25 protein-coding genes are annotated in these 15,488 nt (G+C 64.0%); all 25 read right to left on the reverse strand.

Features of this window, described 5'->3' with window-relative positions; translation table 11 throughout:
- Positions 1-116 precede the first annotated feature (116 nt).
- The 25 genes from G3446_RS19925 to G3446_RS20045 all read right to left on the reverse strand — a co-directional run bounded on the left by G3446_RS19925 (position 117) and on the right by G3446_RS20045 (position 14,857).
- Positions 117-272: a hypothetical protein gene (locus G3446_RS19925; RefSeq protein ID WP_164454659.1), complete on the reverse strand. Its 156-nt coding sequence runs from the start codon at positions 270-272 to the stop codon at positions 117-119.
- A gap of 223 nt (positions 273-495) precedes the next feature.
- Positions 496-801 carry a hypothetical protein gene (locus G3446_RS19930; protein ID WP_164454660.1) on the reverse strand — a complete coding sequence of 102 codons (306 nt, stop codon included), beginning with the start codon at positions 799-801 and terminating at the stop codon, positions 496-498.
- Between the two features lie 230 nt (positions 802-1,031).
- On the reverse strand, positions 1,032-1,415 hold the full coding sequence (locus G3446_RS19935; RefSeq protein ID WP_164454661.1) for a hypothetical protein: 384 nt from the start codon (positions 1,413-1,415) through the stop codon (positions 1,032-1,034).
- Positions 1,412-1,768 carry a hypothetical protein gene (locus tag G3446_RS19940; RefSeq protein WP_164454662.1) on the reverse strand — a complete coding sequence of 119 codons (357 nt, stop codon included), beginning with the start codon at positions 1,766-1,768 and terminating at the stop codon, positions 1,412-1,414. The genes G3446_RS19935 and G3446_RS19940 overlap by 4 nt, the downstream gene beginning before the upstream one ends.
- A gap of 329 nt (positions 1,769-2,097) precedes the next feature.
- Complete coding sequence (locus G3446_RS19945) at positions 2,098-2,289, reverse strand: hypothetical protein (protein ID WP_164454663.1); 192 nt, start codon at positions 2,287-2,289, stop codon at positions 2,098-2,100.
- On the reverse strand, positions 2,286-2,573 hold the full coding sequence (locus G3446_RS19950; protein WP_164454664.1) for a hypothetical protein: 288 nt from the start codon (positions 2,571-2,573) through the stop codon (positions 2,286-2,288). Before G3446_RS19950 ends, G3446_RS19945 begins: the two co-directional genes overlap by 4 nt.
- Complete coding sequence (locus G3446_RS19955; protein ID WP_164454665.1) at positions 2,570-2,977, reverse strand: DUF5681 domain-containing protein; 408 nt, start codon at positions 2,975-2,977, stop codon at positions 2,570-2,572. Before G3446_RS19955 ends, G3446_RS19950 begins: the two co-directional genes overlap by 4 nt.
- Before the next feature lie 43 nt (positions 2,978-3,020).
- Complete coding sequence (locus G3446_RS19960; protein ID WP_164454666.1) at positions 3,021-3,434, reverse strand: hypothetical protein; 414 nt, start codon at positions 3,432-3,434, stop codon at positions 3,021-3,023.
- A 104-nt stretch (positions 3,435-3,538) separates the two neighbouring features.
- Positions 3,539-3,835 carry a hypothetical protein gene (locus tag G3446_RS19965; RefSeq protein WP_164454667.1) on the reverse strand — a complete coding sequence of 99 codons (297 nt, stop codon included), beginning with the start codon at positions 3,833-3,835 and terminating at the stop codon, positions 3,539-3,541.
- Positions 3,836-3,840: 5 nt separating this feature from the next.
- Positions 3,841-4,542: a KilA-N domain-containing protein gene (locus G3446_RS19970; protein WP_164454668.1), complete on the reverse strand. Its 702-nt coding sequence runs from the start codon at positions 4,540-4,542 to the stop codon at positions 3,841-3,843.
- A gap of 70 nt (positions 4,543-4,612) precedes the next feature.
- A complete protein-coding gene (locus G3446_RS19975; protein WP_164454669.1) occupies positions 4,613-5,089 on the reverse strand; it encodes a putative PDDEXK endonuclease in 477 nt (158 codons plus the stop codon).
- Positions 5,086-5,961, reverse strand: a complete 876-nt coding sequence (locus G3446_RS19980) for a hypothetical protein (RefSeq protein WP_164454670.1) — start codon at positions 5,959-5,961, stop codon at positions 5,086-5,088. Before G3446_RS19980 ends, G3446_RS19975 begins: the two co-directional genes overlap by 4 nt.
- 8 nt (positions 5,962-5,969) lie before the next feature.
- A complete protein-coding gene (locus G3446_RS19985) occupies positions 5,970-6,875 on the reverse strand; it encodes a YqaJ viral recombinase family nuclease (RefSeq protein ID WP_164454671.1) in 906 nt (301 codons plus the stop codon).
- Positions 6,876-6,877: 2 nt separating this feature from the next.
- Positions 6,878-7,201: a hypothetical protein gene (locus G3446_RS19990; protein WP_164454648.1), complete on the reverse strand. Its 324-nt coding sequence runs from the start codon at positions 7,199-7,201 to the stop codon at positions 6,878-6,880.
- A complete protein-coding gene (locus tag G3446_RS19995; RefSeq protein ID WP_164454672.1) occupies positions 7,198-8,706 on the reverse strand; it encodes a DEAD/DEAH box helicase in 1,509 nt (502 codons plus the stop codon). The genes G3446_RS19990 and G3446_RS19995 overlap by 4 nt, the downstream gene beginning before the upstream one ends.
- Positions 8,706-9,788 (reverse strand): hypothetical protein, encoded by a 1,083-nt coding sequence (locus tag G3446_RS20000; protein WP_164454673.1) that lies wholly within the window; start codon positions 9,786-9,788, stop codon positions 8,706-8,708. The genes G3446_RS19995 and G3446_RS20000 overlap by 1 nt, the downstream gene beginning before the upstream one ends.
- Entirely contained in the window at positions 9,785-10,417 is a 633-nt protein-coding gene (locus G3446_RS20005; protein ID WP_164454674.1) for a hypothetical protein, read from the reverse strand. The genes G3446_RS20000 and G3446_RS20005 overlap by 4 nt, the downstream gene beginning before the upstream one ends.
- On the reverse strand, positions 10,410-11,333 hold the full coding sequence (locus tag G3446_RS20010) for a ParB/RepB/Spo0J family partition protein (protein WP_164454675.1): 924 nt from the start codon (positions 11,331-11,333) through the stop codon (positions 10,410-10,412). The genes G3446_RS20005 and G3446_RS20010 overlap by 8 nt, the downstream gene beginning before the upstream one ends.
- Positions 11,330-11,509, reverse strand: coding sequence for a hypothetical protein (locus tag G3446_RS20015; protein WP_164454676.1), 180 nt, complete (start codon positions 11,507-11,509; stop codon positions 11,330-11,332). Before G3446_RS20015 ends, G3446_RS20010 begins: the two co-directional genes overlap by 4 nt.
- 90 nt (positions 11,510-11,599) lie before the next feature.
- Positions 11,600-11,851 (reverse strand): helix-turn-helix transcriptional regulator, encoded by a 252-nt coding sequence (locus G3446_RS20020; RefSeq protein WP_164454677.1) that lies wholly within the window; start codon positions 11,849-11,851, stop codon positions 11,600-11,602.
- 68 nt (positions 11,852-11,919) lie between these two features.
- Positions 11,920-12,594: a class III extradiol ring-cleavage dioxygenase family protein gene (locus tag G3446_RS20025; protein ID WP_164454678.1), complete on the reverse strand. Its 675-nt coding sequence runs from the start codon at positions 12,592-12,594 to the stop codon at positions 11,920-11,922.
- Between the two features lie 35 nt (positions 12,595-12,629).
- The gene (locus tag G3446_RS20030) at positions 12,630-12,911 is read right to left on the reverse strand and encodes a helix-turn-helix transcriptional regulator (RefSeq protein WP_164454679.1); all 282 of its coding nucleotides are present in this window, start codon (positions 12,909-12,911) and stop codon (positions 12,630-12,632) included.
- A complete protein-coding gene (locus G3446_RS20035) occupies positions 12,904-13,245 on the reverse strand; it encodes a type II toxin-antitoxin system HicA family toxin (protein WP_342450163.1) in 342 nt (113 codons plus the stop codon). The genes G3446_RS20030 and G3446_RS20035 overlap by 8 nt, the downstream gene beginning before the upstream one ends.
- Positions 13,158-13,493, reverse strand: coding sequence for a type II toxin-antitoxin system HicB family antitoxin (locus tag G3446_RS20040; protein ID WP_164454681.1), 336 nt, complete (start codon positions 13,491-13,493; stop codon positions 13,158-13,160). The genes G3446_RS20035 and G3446_RS20040 overlap by 88 nt, the downstream gene beginning before the upstream one ends.
- Before the next feature lie 71 nt (positions 13,494-13,564).
- Positions 13,565-14,857 carry a tyrosine-type recombinase/integrase gene (locus G3446_RS20045; RefSeq protein WP_164454682.1) on the reverse strand — a complete coding sequence of 431 codons (1,293 nt, stop codon included), beginning with the start codon at positions 14,855-14,857 and terminating at the stop codon, positions 13,565-13,567.
- Positions 14,858-15,488 lie beyond the last annotated feature (631 nt).

The following is a 15,488-nucleotide window of genomic DNA, read 5'->3' on the forward strand; positions in this document are numbered from 1 at the left end:
TAGAGATTAGCGTCACTGACGGAATTGGAAAGGGTTGTCCGGTTGGGTGGGGCGGGCCTTGGACACAAGAAACCCGCCACGCGGGCGGGTCTCAATGTCGTCAGTGACGGGAATGCTCAGGCGGGCATTCGGTACGCAGCATCTAAAGATTGCTCCACCTGTCGGATCTCGTGCACCAGCTCGTTCATTCTGCGCTTGCCGGCTGGTGTGAGTTCCAGGTCGCCATACTCGCCATAGCGCGCGCTCACGCCACAGTCGGTCTTGTTGCCCACGGATCTCTGCATAGCGGCTCTCGAGCCGTTGAATCGTGCGGGCATGGTCTGACATAGCTCTGCTCCAGTTGCCTGATAGGAGCCCTCTAGGGGATTCGGAACAGATGCCCTCGCGGGGATTGCGGGTAAAGCCTAGCACGTCCGGCGAGCCCGGACGTGTCACGGATCATGACATCCAACCCGCCACGCAGGCGGGTCTTTTACGAGAGCCAAGCGGGACGAGCTAGGCTGTGCCGGTTACCTTGCCATCTTGGTAAACGACAAGGTCTACGTGCGGACCTGTCCACGATCGAACACGAACGATGAAGCCTTCGGTGGTCACGTCCACGTCAAAAGGAGAGATGAAAGAACCGTCCATGTCCGACTGCTCGGCATTCCCACGCGAACTCAAAGCATCCGAGATCTCGCAGACAAGCTCAGACATCGCGATCCCTCGCTTGTCGCCGGCATCGTCACTGTTCTGGTCCAAGCTGGCATCCGCCTTGATGAACTCGAGGACAGTTGCGGGGTCGATCTGTAGGTCGTTCATGCTGGTGAGTACCTGAAGCAAAAGTTGACCGATAGAAAAGCCGCCTGCGCAACATGCGTAGGCGGCTGTCTTCGCGCTCTTGTCGTTGGGAATCCCAACCTGAGTCCCGTGAACCAAGCCCAGGGGCAGGCACTCGCCCCCGAGTGTAATCTCCAAAGAGGCCCTGCGCACTTCCATTCCGCCACGCGAGCGGGTCTCGGGCGGGTCGCCATCCTTGGCTGGGATCTGCCTCAGGTCACAAGTCGAGGCTTCCTGCGCTCCTTCCACTGCTCGAGGATGATCTCTAGCGCCTGCTCGTCGAGTGGCTTGTCGTTCGCCTCGGCGATCACCCTGAGCTTCTCGAAAATCTCGGGCGCCAAGTCCATATCGATCGGCACTCGTCCTTTACCGGCCGGGTCCTTGCGCTGCTGCCGGTCGGCTTGCTCGGCCGCGGCCTCTAGGGCATCGGCGACGGTCCGGTGGATCAGGGAGAGACCGCAGAATCCATCCTCAGTGATCGGCGTCAAGTCGGCATGCTCCAGGAGGCGCATCACGGCCGACACGTTGCTCAGGGTATGGGCGAGTCCGTCTTCGGATGGATCGAACAGGGGATTGATCGGCGGTTTGACGTTCATGAACTCATCTCCGTCGCCTGTACATCAGATTCGGCAGATTCGATCCCTTCGGCTTCCTGGGAGAGCACGAGCAGTAGGCGTGCATGTGCTGACTCAAGGAGTTCCGTTTCGCTTTGGCGCCACTTCAGGTACTTGTCGATTTCGGCGTAGAGATTGAGCAATGCAGAGCCAGCCTCGTTGCTGTCACGCAGCGGTTGGGCGAGTTGCTCGTAACTGCGCTCTAGCACGAGGAGTGCGGCACGCCGGATGGGCTCGAAGTTCGTGTGCGCAGTCTCGGCATTATCGATAGTGCTATCGGCTATGGCTGCATCGAAGCGATAGGTGCCGTTTTCTTGGAGAATGGCCTGGGACATGGATCGATCCTCATGTGAGATGTGGGACCGACCGCGTTCAGACGGGGCAAGGGCAAGCCAGACGGACCTCGGGCGAGGGCCTGGGGCGTGATGCTAGAATCTGTCCTGCCGGTGCGGAGCCGTTGGCGCGGTCTCTGCTTTGTCCTCGAGGTGTTGCTTCACCTCGGGGAACGGCTTTCAGCCTAGACCCTGCCCTGTGTTCTGGCAATGCCCGGCTCTCCACGTAACGCCTTCCTGCCTGTCCTTCGTCGCCTCCTGCTGGCGCGGTCGGTTTCTCCTGTCGGTGCGCAATCGGCTGCGGTTTCCGTTGTCTCGTCTCGCGGTCTCGCTCATACCCCGGGCCGGCCGTGCAGGTTGAGCCCAATCAGAATCCGGAAGCTCTCGGCCGGCCGTCCCCATGCCTGGCAGGTGCGCTCGGTAGCCTGGTCGATGGTCTCGCCGGGCGCGGTCATCACCACCAGCGTGGTTCCGGGTCGGAGCTGGCGCTCCAGCTTCTTCAGACGGGTGTCGAGGCTGCTCATCCTCGAGCCCCGACCGCGATCTCGCGCGCCTTGCAGCGCGTATGCAGCGCGGCCAGTGCATCACGCTCGGCCTGGGGCCGGGCGAGGATGGCATCCCAGAGCGCGGCCGTACTGCGCGTGGTCGGCTCCAATGCGAGGTAGGCATCCACCAGCGACGCGAAGGCGTCTTGCTGCGCTTCAGGCAGTTCGCCAAGGGCCTCCTGCTGAATCTGTAGGAGCTGGCGCTCGTTGACCGGCCGGCCGTTGCGCTCGAGCTTGATGAGCCGGGCCTTCAGGGTGCTCATGGTGTCGGCGTCTCCTTCGGTGTGGCCTGCTCCAAGGCGGCGATACGCTGCTCCAGCTCCGTGACCTCGGTCACGCGCGCCAGCCCCGCCAATGCCTGCATCAGAGCGGTCCCCTGATCCGTACTCATCTTGCCGGTGGCGACGGCCTCGAGGATTGCTTGACCGGACTCGGCCAAGGTCTCGCCCATCTTGAACGTGGTCGGCTCGCTCGTCGGCTTGATCGCGGGGATACTGCGGTCCATCAGGAGCTTCGCGGCCTGAGTGTCGCCGTCCTTCGCAGCCTTCACCAAGGTTTCGATGATGTCGGGGATGTCCTTGAGGATGGCCGCCCGCAGCTTTGCCTGACAGACGATGCCCTTCGGTCGGCCCTTGGGATTGCCGCTCTGCCCCTTCTTGAAAGCCACTGTTCAAACCTGTTTCGATCAGCTCCGCCTGGTTGAAAGTCTATCAGCCGTCGCTTTCGCCCTGTCCCGACCATCTCCGCAGGGTCCGCGCTAGGTGCTTCGGCGAGGGTGATTTGCCGCAGACCTTCGTCAGCGCGGCGCGGATCTCGGCCGGTGAGCAGCCTTGCGCCTGCATCCCCAGCGCCATGAAGCGGGCGGACTCCGTGTAGTCGGCGCCAGAGGCGGTCTCGTCCTGAGCCGGTGAGCGGTCGGCCTCCAGGGCTTCCACACGCGCCTCCAGGGCATCGAGCTGGCGCTGATACCCGTCGTCCACATCGGGAGCGGGCTTGTCTGCCTGTCCTTCCAGCGCATCGAGCGCCCGCAGAATGAGCGCCGTCTGCGTCTCGCCGTCGCGCGCCAACGCCTTGATGCGGGCCTTCGTGCCGTCCGGGAACCTCAAGGCGATCTGCTCGGCCATGATCTCGCTCCGATCTAGCTAGAATCTAGATATATTCTAGCAAGATTCTAGATCCGATCTAGAACATGGCTAGATGCTGTCTAGATTCCCTCGCTCACTCGGCCCTAGTGCGCCTTGAGCCGCGCTTCGTAGCGGCCAAGCTGCCCCTCCATGAGCAACTGCACCGCGAAGAGAAGCAGCCCGTGGAGCATGGCCTTGTCGTCGGCATCCGTGAAGGTGATCCGTCGCGCGTCCAGTGCCTCCAGCACATCGGGCAGCACGGCCGCGACGCCATCCTTGATCGCCTCGACCTCGGTGCAGTCGATCGGCATTCCCTGGGCGAGGGCCTTCAGGGTACGCAGGGTCGGGCTTGCGGCCAGGCTCTCGGCGAGCGCCAGCGCTTCGAGGGTCGGGGTCGTCATGCGCGTCAAGCTGCCTGCGCAAGCCGAGTAAGCCCGCGTCGATGGCATTCGATCAGCTTCGCCTTGCGCTCCTGAAAGTCCATACCGACCTCGATCAGTCCGGTATTGATGATCTGGAGCCGATTGATCTCGTGAAGCTGCACCGCGTCGAGTGCGTCGCGCACCGACGCAACGCCGCGCTCCTCCCGGTAGTCCTTAGCGGACATCCCCAGTACGATCCTGTTGATTAGGTCGGCCTCGTTCGAGAAGTGATAGTGCTTCACCGGGTCATGGGCGTTCAGGACTGCGTTGGTCATCGGCAGGAACCCGGTCTTGGCCTCGATGCGCTTCTGTCGCCAGTCGCGCTCCTGGCTCAACCTGGCCTTGGTCCACTTGTCCAGCCGAACGGCGAAGACAGGGCTCAGCCAGCGGGCGAAGGCGATCCCGAGATCAGCGTGAAGCCAAGTCCCGCCATACTTCGATCCTCGCTTGGTGAGGATGAGATGCTGGCTATTACCAGATTTTCCGGTAATAGTCGGCTGGCTGATCTCGTCACCGTTACCAGCGTTTTCGGTAACGAGAGCGTCGATGTACGCTTTGGTGTCGGGAAGACTGAGCCAGTCGTTGGGCCTCTTCCCAAACACTTTGGCCATCTCCGTTGCGTTGAAGTACATCTCCTCCGTCTGCGCGAGCAGCGAGACATCCACCGTGATCTCGGTGCCGCTCACGACAACGATCTCGTATCTCGATTTCATGGAAGACCTCCTTGCAGGTGCCGTGTCTACGCGAGCGCCAGTGTCAGGGCTCAACCGAGTCGGGTTCCACTAATGCGTTTTGTTGGATGACGGCCTCAGTCTCCCGCACCACGGCCGCGAAGCCAGGTAGCGACAGCTCAGCGGTGAAGTCGAGCCCCGTCCAGATCTTCGGCAGATCGGGCCGCAGCGTCGCCAGTGGCAGACGTGCGCGCCAGCTCCCGCGGTCCTCGCGGAAGATCAGAACCGGCACCAGCCCGGCCTGGTCGGCCTGCTCCACGGCCTGCCGCCACCACTCGGCCAGGAGCCCGGCCGTTGCGCGTGCGTGGCGCTTGATCTCAGGGGCGAAGCCGCGCAGAGCATCGGCGACCGGGCCGTGCTCGTCGGGATGGACGATCAGGTCATGACCGCCCCGGCGCGACTGCTCGAGGTTGCGCACCAGCCGGACGCCAAGCAGGTCATGCAGCGCCCGGCAGGCTTCGCGCTCGCCTGCCGAGCCCTTGGTGCGCTGCGATCGGCTCACGTCGCCTTGTCCTCGGTCTCAGCCGGCTTGCCCGTGTCGCCGGCCTTCGCCTTCAGCTTGTCCTTGAGCGTCTGAGCGCCGTCTGCCTGTGCCTTCTCCTCGACCGGGAAGAAGTCGCCCGGCTTGGCCATACCGTCGCGGATGCTGGTGAAGACCTTGCGCAGCCGGATGACCTCGGCGCCGATGACGGAATCGAGCCGGTGCCCGAGGAACTTGGTGATCTGCTCTTGGGTGACGCCGATCTTGGCGAAAGCTTCAACGAGCTGCTTGACCTGCTCCTCGGTGGCGCCGCCCGCGTTGGCCTGGGTCAGCTCGCACTGTTTGACCGCGGCCTCCACCAGATCGCCGGGGAGAATGCCGAGGATGCAGGCACGCAGCCGACGTGCCCCTTGGTTGGCCACCAGCTCATAGACATCGCGCGGGTCTTCGAGCTTGAACTGACCGCGGCGGGTATGGCGCACATGAGCGACCTGGAAGACCTTCACCTGCCGAGTGTTGGTCTCGAGATCCCACGCGAAGGCTTCCACCGTCGATTCCCCGCGCGACTGCGAGAGCTCACGCACGCCGAACTGCACATTGCCCCAGCCCTGCGCCAGCGCCTCGGCCAAGCGGATGCTCGGCCCCGTCACCAGCTCGGAGCCCCGCGGGTAGGCGTAGAGCGCCCCCTCGGCCAGGGCCGGACGGGTGCAGGCTTGGAGAATGCGGTCGGTGGCCTGCACGGGATCGCGCGGGAATCGCTTGGCGATCACCATCGCGGCCTGGATCTCGGCCTCGCTGCGGTGCTGCTCGGACGCAGCGACCGCGTTGCTGGCGCCCTGGGTGGCGGGGGCGCCGAACGGGTTGGCGACCATCTGTTGCTGTGCTGCTGTCATCTGCTGCCTCACTTGAGTCTGAAGACCCGGCTCTCGGCCTGGGTCGTGAATTGCTGGACGATCTCGGGATGCGCCGCCCGTAACGCCTTGGTATCGAGGCGCTTGCGCGCCTGGGTCTTCCAGGTCGCGATGGGCTTGCCATCCGCCCCGACCAGCTCGGACGCCTCCGCCATCGCCTGCTTGAGCTGCACCTCGAGCGCGTCCTTTCGGGACTCGAGCCCTTTGATTTCTTCACGGACCTGCTGAAGATTCGCGTGAGCGGCCAGCAGCTCGCCATCGGCGACGATGCGCCCCCCGCTGTCCTTCGGGTAGCGGCGGGCCAGGTCGGAAAGGGATTGCGGCTCGGGCGGGATGCGCGGTTCGACGTGCTCGGTCCAGAAGCGCCGCTCCAGCGCGATCAGCCAGGCGGAGATCTCCGGGTCTGCGCCGAGGCGGTAGATCTCGAAGCGCCGCTCGGCGAGGAAGAGCACGGCCAGGTCGGCCCAGGTGTGCCCGGTGATCGTGAGGTACTGATGCACCTGGAGCGCGTAGTAATCGGGAACCGCGTCCGTGCCCGGCTCGCCCCAGTCGTCCGTGCGTCTCAGGGTCGTCTTGATCTCGAGCACGCCCGGTCCATCCGGGTGGGCGACGATGCGCCGATCGAGGCTCGCGAGCATGAAGGGGTGCTCCGGATGCTCGAGCACACTGTTGACGCGCCGGATCTTGTGCCCCGTCACGCGGGCATACTCGGCGGCGACGGGCTCCTCGAGGATCGAGCCCCAGTGCATCGCGTCGTTCTCTTCCTGCGGGCTGCCCTCGGTCTTGTCGTAGTAGACATCCAGGGCCGAGCGCCAGGGCGACAGGCCCGCGATCGCGGCCACGTCCGATCCGCCGATACCGCGGCGGCGTGCTTCGGCATGTGCTTCGGTCAACATCTTCAGCCTCTCCGTTGGGTCTCTGCGCGCCCGGGGCGGTGCTCCCGGACCTCCAATAGCCGCTTGACCCCGAAGCGCAGGCTCAGCGCGTGCCGGGCCTCGTCCAGGGTGCAGCCGGGGGCGATCATGAGGAGCCAGGTCTCCGGGCGCTCGGCCAGGCGGTAGCGGTAGATCCGCATCGCACTCACGGCGCGCCGCTCGGCCTGCTGGCGCGGGAGCCCGGCGTCATGCTCGAGAATGGCCGCGCGCTCGGTCACGGCCTCGTGGATGTCCGCGCGCTCCTGCTCGGTGAGCACGGGCGGACCTGGGTCGATGGGGTCGGTCATCTGCGGCCCTCCGCGTAGCGGCGGCGGATGGCGCGGTTCGCTTGCTGGTTGCGAATCCAGCGGGCGTCATCGGGCGTCGGGTTGAGCGGCGGCAGGTCGCGCCAATCCCACGGTGGGTCGAAGTCCTTGAACCGCGCTTTCGTCAGGTGATAGGCGCGCCCCGGCTTCTGGCTACGTTGCAGCACATAGCCGAGCGCCCCCTGGTAGAAGCGTTTGCGCTCCTCCTCCAGCCCCAGCGCCTCGCCTTCCTCGGCCGTGCCGAACGCCACCAGATCGCCATCGCGCACGATCACCTTGGGTCGGCGGTCGGGGCGGTCGAGTCCGCATTCCTGACAGGTCGTCTCGGTGCGCTCCATCAAGGCGCCGCAGTGCGCGCAGAGCCCGAAGGGCTCCTTCTCCTTGCGTTTGCGCGGCTCGGCCTGTCCCTTCTCGCCGGCGTCCAGCTCGGGCACCTCGAAGTGAATGGGAAGCCCGTGCTTCAAGGTGTTTCCTGAGTGATCGAGCACCAGACAGTCGCGCTTGCCCGCGGCGGTGCGGATGCCGCGCCCCATCTGCTGCATGTGCAAGGCTTCCGAGAGGGTCGGCCGGGCCAGGATCAGGCAGGAGGCGTCCGGCACGTCGAAGCCGATCCCGAGCACGTTGACCGAAGTCAGGAGACGGATCTCTCCGGCGCGGAAGGCCCCGATCAGCCGGCGCCGTTCCTCGGCATCCGTGTAGGCGTCCAGGTGGGCAGCCGCCACGCCCACGGCCTCGAAGTCGTCGCGGATGGCCTTGCTGTGCGCGATCGAGCTCGCGAAGCAGAGTGTCTGCCTGTCCTCCCCGCGCTCTTGCCAGGTACTCACGATATCGCCCACAAGGGCCTTCTGGTTCAGTGCCTCGCCAAGCTCGGACTCGATGAAGTCGTAGCCATTGACGGTCGTCCCCTTCTTCACGCCCTTCAGCGCCTCGGAGACGGCATCGACGGCCGGTGCGAAGCCGCGGCAGGGCACGAGAAAGCCGCGCTCGGTCAGCCAGCGGATCGAGGGACCGCGCACGAGATTGGAGAAGAGCGTCCCCAAGCCCTTGCGCAGCGGCGTTGCCGACAGACCGATGAAGGGGATGGCCGTCCACCGTTCCATCAGCGCGATGTGCGCCCGGTGCAGGATGTGGCACTCGTCGACGAGGATGAGCTGCACCCAATCCGGGGCGGAGCGGGATCGGATCGTCTGGATCGAGGCGACGATGATGTCGTCCTCGCGCGAGTAGTCCGTGTTCTCGCCCTGAAGGATGCCGACCTGGAGCCCCAGCGCGTTGAAGGTGCGCACGGACTGTCCGACCAGCTCGATCCGATCCACGATGAACAGCACACGCTTGCCCTTCTGGACGGCCGACAGTGCCAGGTGAGCGGCGACCACGGTCTTTCCGAACCCGGTCGCGGCGGCGAGGATCTGGCGCTTGTGGCCATCCTTGACCCCCTGCCGTAGCTCCGCGATGACCTGGACCTGATGCGGGTAGAGATCGAACATCACGCGGCCCTCCGTGGCTGGAACTCGGACGAGCAATAGGCGTCCGCGTCGCCCCAAAGCCGCATCACGTCGCGGATGTCTCGCCCTGCACAGTGCGCGTGATGGCAATGGAAACCCGGCCAGCCGCCGTCCGCCTCGAAGATGATCGAGTCCGACCCTGATCTCGGCGAAGGCGACGAGTGCTCACTTGACCATGGGCAGCGGACGCCGTGCTTGTGGCCGTCGAGATGGCCCACGTAGGCGTCATGCGCCTCGAACCAGCGCACCACGTCGAGCGAGGCATAGTCGCCCTTGCCCGAGACGCGGACGGCTGTACGGGGCTCCTGTGGCGCCTGGGCGGCATTCGAGCGAGTCGTACTCGGTTGGCGGGCGTAGTAGTCGGCCAGCGCGGCGACCTGACGCGGGTGGACCTGGCGCCAGTCGCTCGGGATCCAGCATTGAGACTGCCGGTGTGGTCGGTCCTGGGCGTTCTGCCCCTTGCGCTTGACCGATCCGTACAGGGCGCAGAGGCGGGCCGGGTTGCGGACGCTGCGGTCGAACTCCACCACGTCGTCGGACAGCTCGCCATGGAGCCCCTGGTAGATCGCTCGTAGTTGCTCGGTAGTCTCGAGCGTGTTCGGTAGAGCGGTCCGATATTGCAGGTGCCAGCCATTGCCCGACATCGCTGTGAGCGGCATCGGCCAGTCGAGCGCCAGCAACTTGTCCCGCAGACCCTTCGCGCGGATCTCGGCATCGGCCAATTCGGCATCGGTACTGCTGGCGCCTTTCGGGCGAACCGGATCGAAATCGAAAAAGAGCCGGGTGAACCGCGTCACGGCCTGATCGGGCGTGCGTGGCTGCTTCCGGGGATCTACCTGTCTCTGCTCGGCGATGTAGTCGCGCAAGGCGGCAGGGTCGATCCGGTGGAGTGTGGTGAACAGATTGCCCGTCTTGGCCTTGTCGCGGGCCTGGGCGAGGAGCTGGTCTACGTCGTCGAGCCAGGCGATGCCGAGCGGTCCCCGTTCGCCCATGTGGCATAGCTCGACCGTGCCAGCGTCGCGCAGCAGCCAGGCGAGATAGATCTTGGTTGGGGTCGTCGTCATTTCGCCCCCTCCTCATCCTCGAGGATGTCGAGACCGTGCTCGTCCTGAGCTGGGAAGTGAATGCCGAGCGCGTCGTCTGGGCGGCGGTCGGGGTCTGGTGCGGGGGATCTGCTCCTAGGAGAGGAACAGGTAGTAGTAGTTGGGGCTTGGTATGCCCCTTGGTAAGCCCCTTGGCAAGGGGCTACCGAAGCCCCTTGGTATGCCCCTTCCTCGGGCTTGAAGATCGGCCACCGAGAGAGAAGCAGCTCGACCAGATTGGAAGGCGGGAGGCTGGCAATATGGCGCCGCGCTTCGACGACGCGAAAGTCCTTGCTCGGGTCTTTCTTCGGCGCCCCGGACCAGCGGAATTGCTCGGTACAAACGCACGGCACATAGACCACATCGGCATTCTGATCCCACAGGATTAGGCCGATGCGCTCCAGGTCTTCCATGATGCGCGCGACGCCATCGCGCTCCTCGTTCACCATCTCGCCGATAGCCGCAAGGGTGACGAAATAGATGCCGGTCGCGTGACTCTCTAAACCGCCTTCGAGATAGGCGTAGACCTTGAAATGAGCATCCGAGAGCTTGAGTGCCTGCCGAAACTCGCGGGTCCATTTGGCTGGGGGTGAAAAATGGTCCTTACGCATCGGCCGCACCCTCCTTGGGCTCGAATCTGGCCGTCAGCCGATCGAGCGTCTTGCGCAGCTCTGCAATGAGAGTCTGCGCGTCCTCGGCGAGCAAGGCGTCCTCAATGGCGTCTAGCTTGTCGAGGGCGCGGCGCACCAGCCCGAACGCTCCGGACACTTCGTGCGCCGCTTGCATCGCCTCCTTCGAGGTTGGTTGCTTCGGTGCGGGTGGCGGCTCTGCTGGCCAGGTTTGTGTCTTCAGCCGCTCGTTGGTCGCGCGAACGCCGTCTAGGTCATCGCCCGGCACTTGTTCGACGACGGGCGCGGTTTGCTGCGGTGGGGCCGGTTTGGGCTGCCAGAGTTGGGGCGCCGTAGTGCGGTCGGGCTGCTCCGGGGCTGGCTGGCGCGGCGGGACCGTGCGGGCCTTGCCATCCGCGCCTACACGCTTCTCCGACTCGCCTCCAACTGCGGAAATTCCGCAGTTGCGCAGTTCACGGCGCACGGCGGCAACGGTCTTATCTGAGACTCCGACCTGCTCGGCGATTCGCCGATCCGACCACCGAGACCACTCCTCATCGCGGAGTAAGGTCTCAACCGCGCGTCGCTTATCAGCGTTCGTTCGCCGCAGACCGTGTGCCCGATTGGCTCCGACCGCATGGAGCAAGGCATCGCGGCGGGTGCCCTCATGCATGATCGCCGGCACCGCATAGAGTCCGGCCAGCTCGGCCGCGGCGATACGGTGGAAGCCGTCTGCAACCCACCGGGTACGGCTGTCCGAGTAGACGATGATCGGAGCCGATGCGATCCAATCCGCGATTTCAGCGGCATAGGCATCTACGGTGTCTGGATCGAGCCCGCCTGCACGCTGCTGGATTTCGGGATCGAGCGTCAGGCCCGAGGTGGGGAGCTGGATCGGGTCCGGTGTGCGCGGCGTCATGGGCGCACCTCCCGCCAGCAGGGCAGCAGGTCGTCCGGCAGCGGCACGCGCCCGAGGATCGAGCGCGGATACCGGATAGCCTGATATTCGTGCACGCGGTCGCCGATGGTCAGCAGACCGCGCAGCTGGCGCCAGCGATATGAGCCGGGGCGTGGCGATGTGCTACGATTCCGCATGGCCGCGCCCTCCCGGGGTGTTGCTATGTCCGCCCGCAGTATCCGCGCCCCAAGGTCCCGCCAGACCTGGGGCGCACTCGTTTTGGGGTCTCATTGCGCGCCCCCTGCCAGCCGAGCTAGCAGCTCACGGACATCGCCCGCTCGCCAGTAGTTGCGGCCTCGGATGCTGGTGGGCTCGGGGATGATTCCGGCGCGTCTCCAGCGCCATATCGTCATATCGGACACATCGCCCGTCAGCCGCTTGAGCTGCGGCTGTGTCACTAGCGCGTCGTCGGCGAAGGGTTCGGGGATCGCCGCGCGCGTATCGACTGACGCGGCGGCTCGGGCAAGGTGGGTCTGCATCAGGCATCTCCGGTGGATGAGATGCCGGCTAATCTATAGCGAGTTATAGCGAGTCACGAAAGGCGGGCTTACGGCCAGAGCGTGGGGATAGCATCCCTTTCGGGACGGTAGGGGATGCGCCCATCTAGGTCCAATTCCTTGATGGCGCCGCCGACTGTACTGTTTGCGGCATGGATCCCAGATAGACGGCACACGGCCTCAGTGAGTTCGACGAAAATGCCGGTAAATTCGCGGTCAACCGCAGTATTGTTTTGGGTGTAGGTTGGGTGAGAGTCACCGCCAGTCCAGAGGATCACATTACTTGATAGGTGTTCAATCATCCGCCGCAACCCATATCCCGGGCGCCGGCGTTGGCCCGGGGCTGCCAATGGCGAGACGCGGCCGATCTCTCTCTCGACGTTGCCGATCAACTGCTCCAGCTTCTCCCGCATCATGTACGGTTCGATGGGGCTGGTTACGGCACGCATCACCGAATCGTTGGGGTAGAGCGTTGCAAGCAATGCTGATGCATTTTTCTTAGCTTGCCGCAGATGCTCCAAAGCCTTGTTCGGAGCTGGCTGGACCAGTTCGTGGTACATGAGTGAGGCAATTACAACCGCCTCACGGACATCATAGAGCGGTGCTTTGTCGAGCCCTAGATCTGCGAACTGAATTCGCAGAGCCTCAATCTCAGCAATGGTCGGTAATCGCCTCTTTGGGCCGAGCATCTGTTGCCAGAGGTGTTCAGGATGATCCTCATTCATCACGTCAAATTCCCTGACCGATCATGAAGCCTTTATCACCGACAGTCTTCCAATCGCACCACGGCCTTCGATCCCGTCGCGCGGGCATACCGGTCCAGCGTCCGCAGACTTGGCAGCGTCCGGCCGCTCTCGAGGCGGGCAATGGTCGATTGCGAGGTGCCCATGCGCTCGGCAACCTGCTCTTGGCTTAGACCCGCGCGAGTGCGAGCGGCGATCAGCTCGCGGGCAATGGCGTACCCCATCTCCAGGGCCTCGTACTCGGCGCGCGTCTCGGGGTCTTCCAGTAATCGAGCCTTCAGTTCGGCAAGCTCAGTCATTGGCCGCTTCTCTTCCTCTCGCTGCATAGAATGCCTTCTTCGAGACGCCAGCCTGACGCGCCATTGAGGCAATGAGGGTCTGCGAGAATGGCGCCTTGGGACAATCCACCGTCACCTTGAAGCGCCGGCCTCCATCGTCCTTGATCCATTGCTCATGGGAGCCGCCCTTGCTCTTGCGGGGCTCGAAGCCCAGCGCTCGAAGAATGCACTTGACCTCGGCGCAGGTCAGCGGCGGGTATTGGCTGCTCAATGGGCGAGCGACAACGGCAGGCGCCCGTTGAATGGGCGATGTGTGCCATTGCGGTGACGAATGCGGCTCCAAAGCGAGAACCACCAGAAGCGCAGCCAGTACCGCAGCGGGGCGCGGCGGTTCAACAGCGATTCGGCAAAGGGTTGGTCCTCGCCCTCCCATGCATCGCGCACGTAGTCGTCGATCATGGCGTCCAGCTTGGCCTTGGCGTCCTCGAAGGTCTCGCCCTGGGCGGCTAGATCGAAGTCGAGACACAGCGCGACCCACACGTCGGGGGCCTCACGCTCGGCGTAGCAGCGCAGTCGTAGCTCGGTAGGGCGAATCGAAGTCATGGTGGCGCCTGCCTGACTGGGGATGGATAGAAAGACTCTGTTATGAATAGTTCGGCGATCCGTGGCCTGTGTCAACCAAGTGCGCGCGTGGTCGAAAGCTCCACAACATTGCTCTGCTCGGCCTGCTCGGCGAAGCAGATCCGCCGCACGTACCCGGCCCATGCCTCGAGCGCCTGCCTGCGCTCGTCCAGGTACAGCGCCCGGTTGTAGGTGCCTGCAACGCCAGCCCGAGCACCGCTCACATGGTTGATGGTGGCCTCGATGATGTGCGGCGGGATGCGCAGATCCTCGGCCATGCGAGTAGCCAGGGTGCGTCTCAGGTCATGCAGGGTCCACTTGGCGATGCTGGCGCGTCCGTCCAGGCGGGCCTTGCTCTTGCTCCAGCCGGAAAAGGGGCGGGAGCCGAAGCTGGTAAAGACGTACTCCGTCTTGAGTCGCATCGCTTCCTGCTCGGTCTTGCGAGCCTGGATGATCTCGAGCACGGGGTCGGAGAGCGGAACCAGATGCTCGCGCTTGTTCTTGGTGCGGTTGGCGGGCAGGGTCCACGTCCGCGCGTCGAGATTCAGCTCGGCCCAGCGCATTCCGGCCACTTCCTCGCGGCGCTGCCCGGTGAGCATCAGGATTCGGACGATGCCGGTGAATAGGTCGCCGTGATTGGCCTGGGTCGGCTCGGTGGCCTGCCAGATCGCGCGCAGCTCCGCCAGCTCCAGCACGCGCTCGCGGGATTGCTCGGTCCCCGGCTTCTTGATGTTGTCGGTGGGATCGGTGGTGATGATCTCGCGATGCAGCGCCCAGCCGAAGAGCATGGACAGGTAGGCGAGGGTGCGGTTAGCCATAACCTCGGCGTCACGCTCCACAAGGATGTCGAGTACGTCGAGCACATCGCGACGGGTGATCTTCGCCAGCGGCCTCTCGCTCCAGTCGGCGAAGAGATCCGACGACAACACGCGCTTGATCTCGGCCATGGTGCGCGGGGCGGGCTTGCGATTCTGCCGGCCGCGATACTTCACCAAGAACTCGTCGCGGACGCTGGCAAAGGTGTTGCGGCTTTCCTCGGCCTGAGCGGCCTTACGCTCGGCCTTCACTTCTGCCGGTGCTAGCCCCTGAGCGGCGCGTTCGATGGCGTCTCGCGCCTGCTCTCGGGCAGTCTTCAGGTCCAGCTCAACCGTGGTGCCAAGGGTGACGCGCGTCATCGTCCATTTGCCGTTCTTCAGCGTCCGCACCATGACGAAATAGGTCTTGCGGCGCTTCCCGACGCGCAGCCCGAAGGATGGCGTGATGGTGTCGAAGTAGTCTTCCTGGGGCTTGTCGTCGGGTGCCGAGACTTTCTCGACGAAGGGCGCGGTGAGTCGCTTGCTGGGCATGGCTGTTACCTAATCCAGATTTCTAGGTAACAACTAGGTGACAAGAAACCGCCGTTATGAGCTGTTACCGTTAGGTACTAACAGAGTATAACATTGGCCTCGAAAGGCAACTATTACTTGGACTTACGAGCCTGGTAGCAGGCTGAAATGTGAAGGTGAGAAATGCTCAGAAATGCGGTTTTCGCTGATTTGTAATCAGCAGGTCGGGGGTTCGAATCCGTCCGCCAGCTCCAATAAATACAAGGGCTTAGCTGAAATTCTGGGCCTTTTTCGTTTCTGAGCCCGGAAGAAGTGGCCAGATAGTGGCCACGCTGCCGAGGTCGAGGGCTCCCGTCTGCGCGGGCTAGTGGCGCGGCGGTTCTCAAGCTAGATGCCAACACCTGGCTCCGCATCCGCGACTCAAAGTCTTGACTCCAACAACGCGAACAAGGCGCTAGCGACATGGTTTCCAGGATTATGAAGCTCCCGTCCTCGAACGACTACGTTCATGCCTTCAGGGCAATCGAGGACAAGGTCACTCCTAACCCGGCAAAGCCGGAACCAAAGAGGGGCGTATCGTCTATCGTTTGAGTAAGCCCGCACACGGGAGTCAGACGATGAACCCCTTTGTTGAACAGCATCACGATGAGAT

The organism is Thiorhodococcus minor (assembly GCF_010820565.1).
GTDB classification, from domain to species: domain Bacteria; phylum Pseudomonadota; class Gammaproteobacteria; order Chromatiales; family Chromatiaceae; genus Thiorhodococcus; species Thiorhodococcus minor.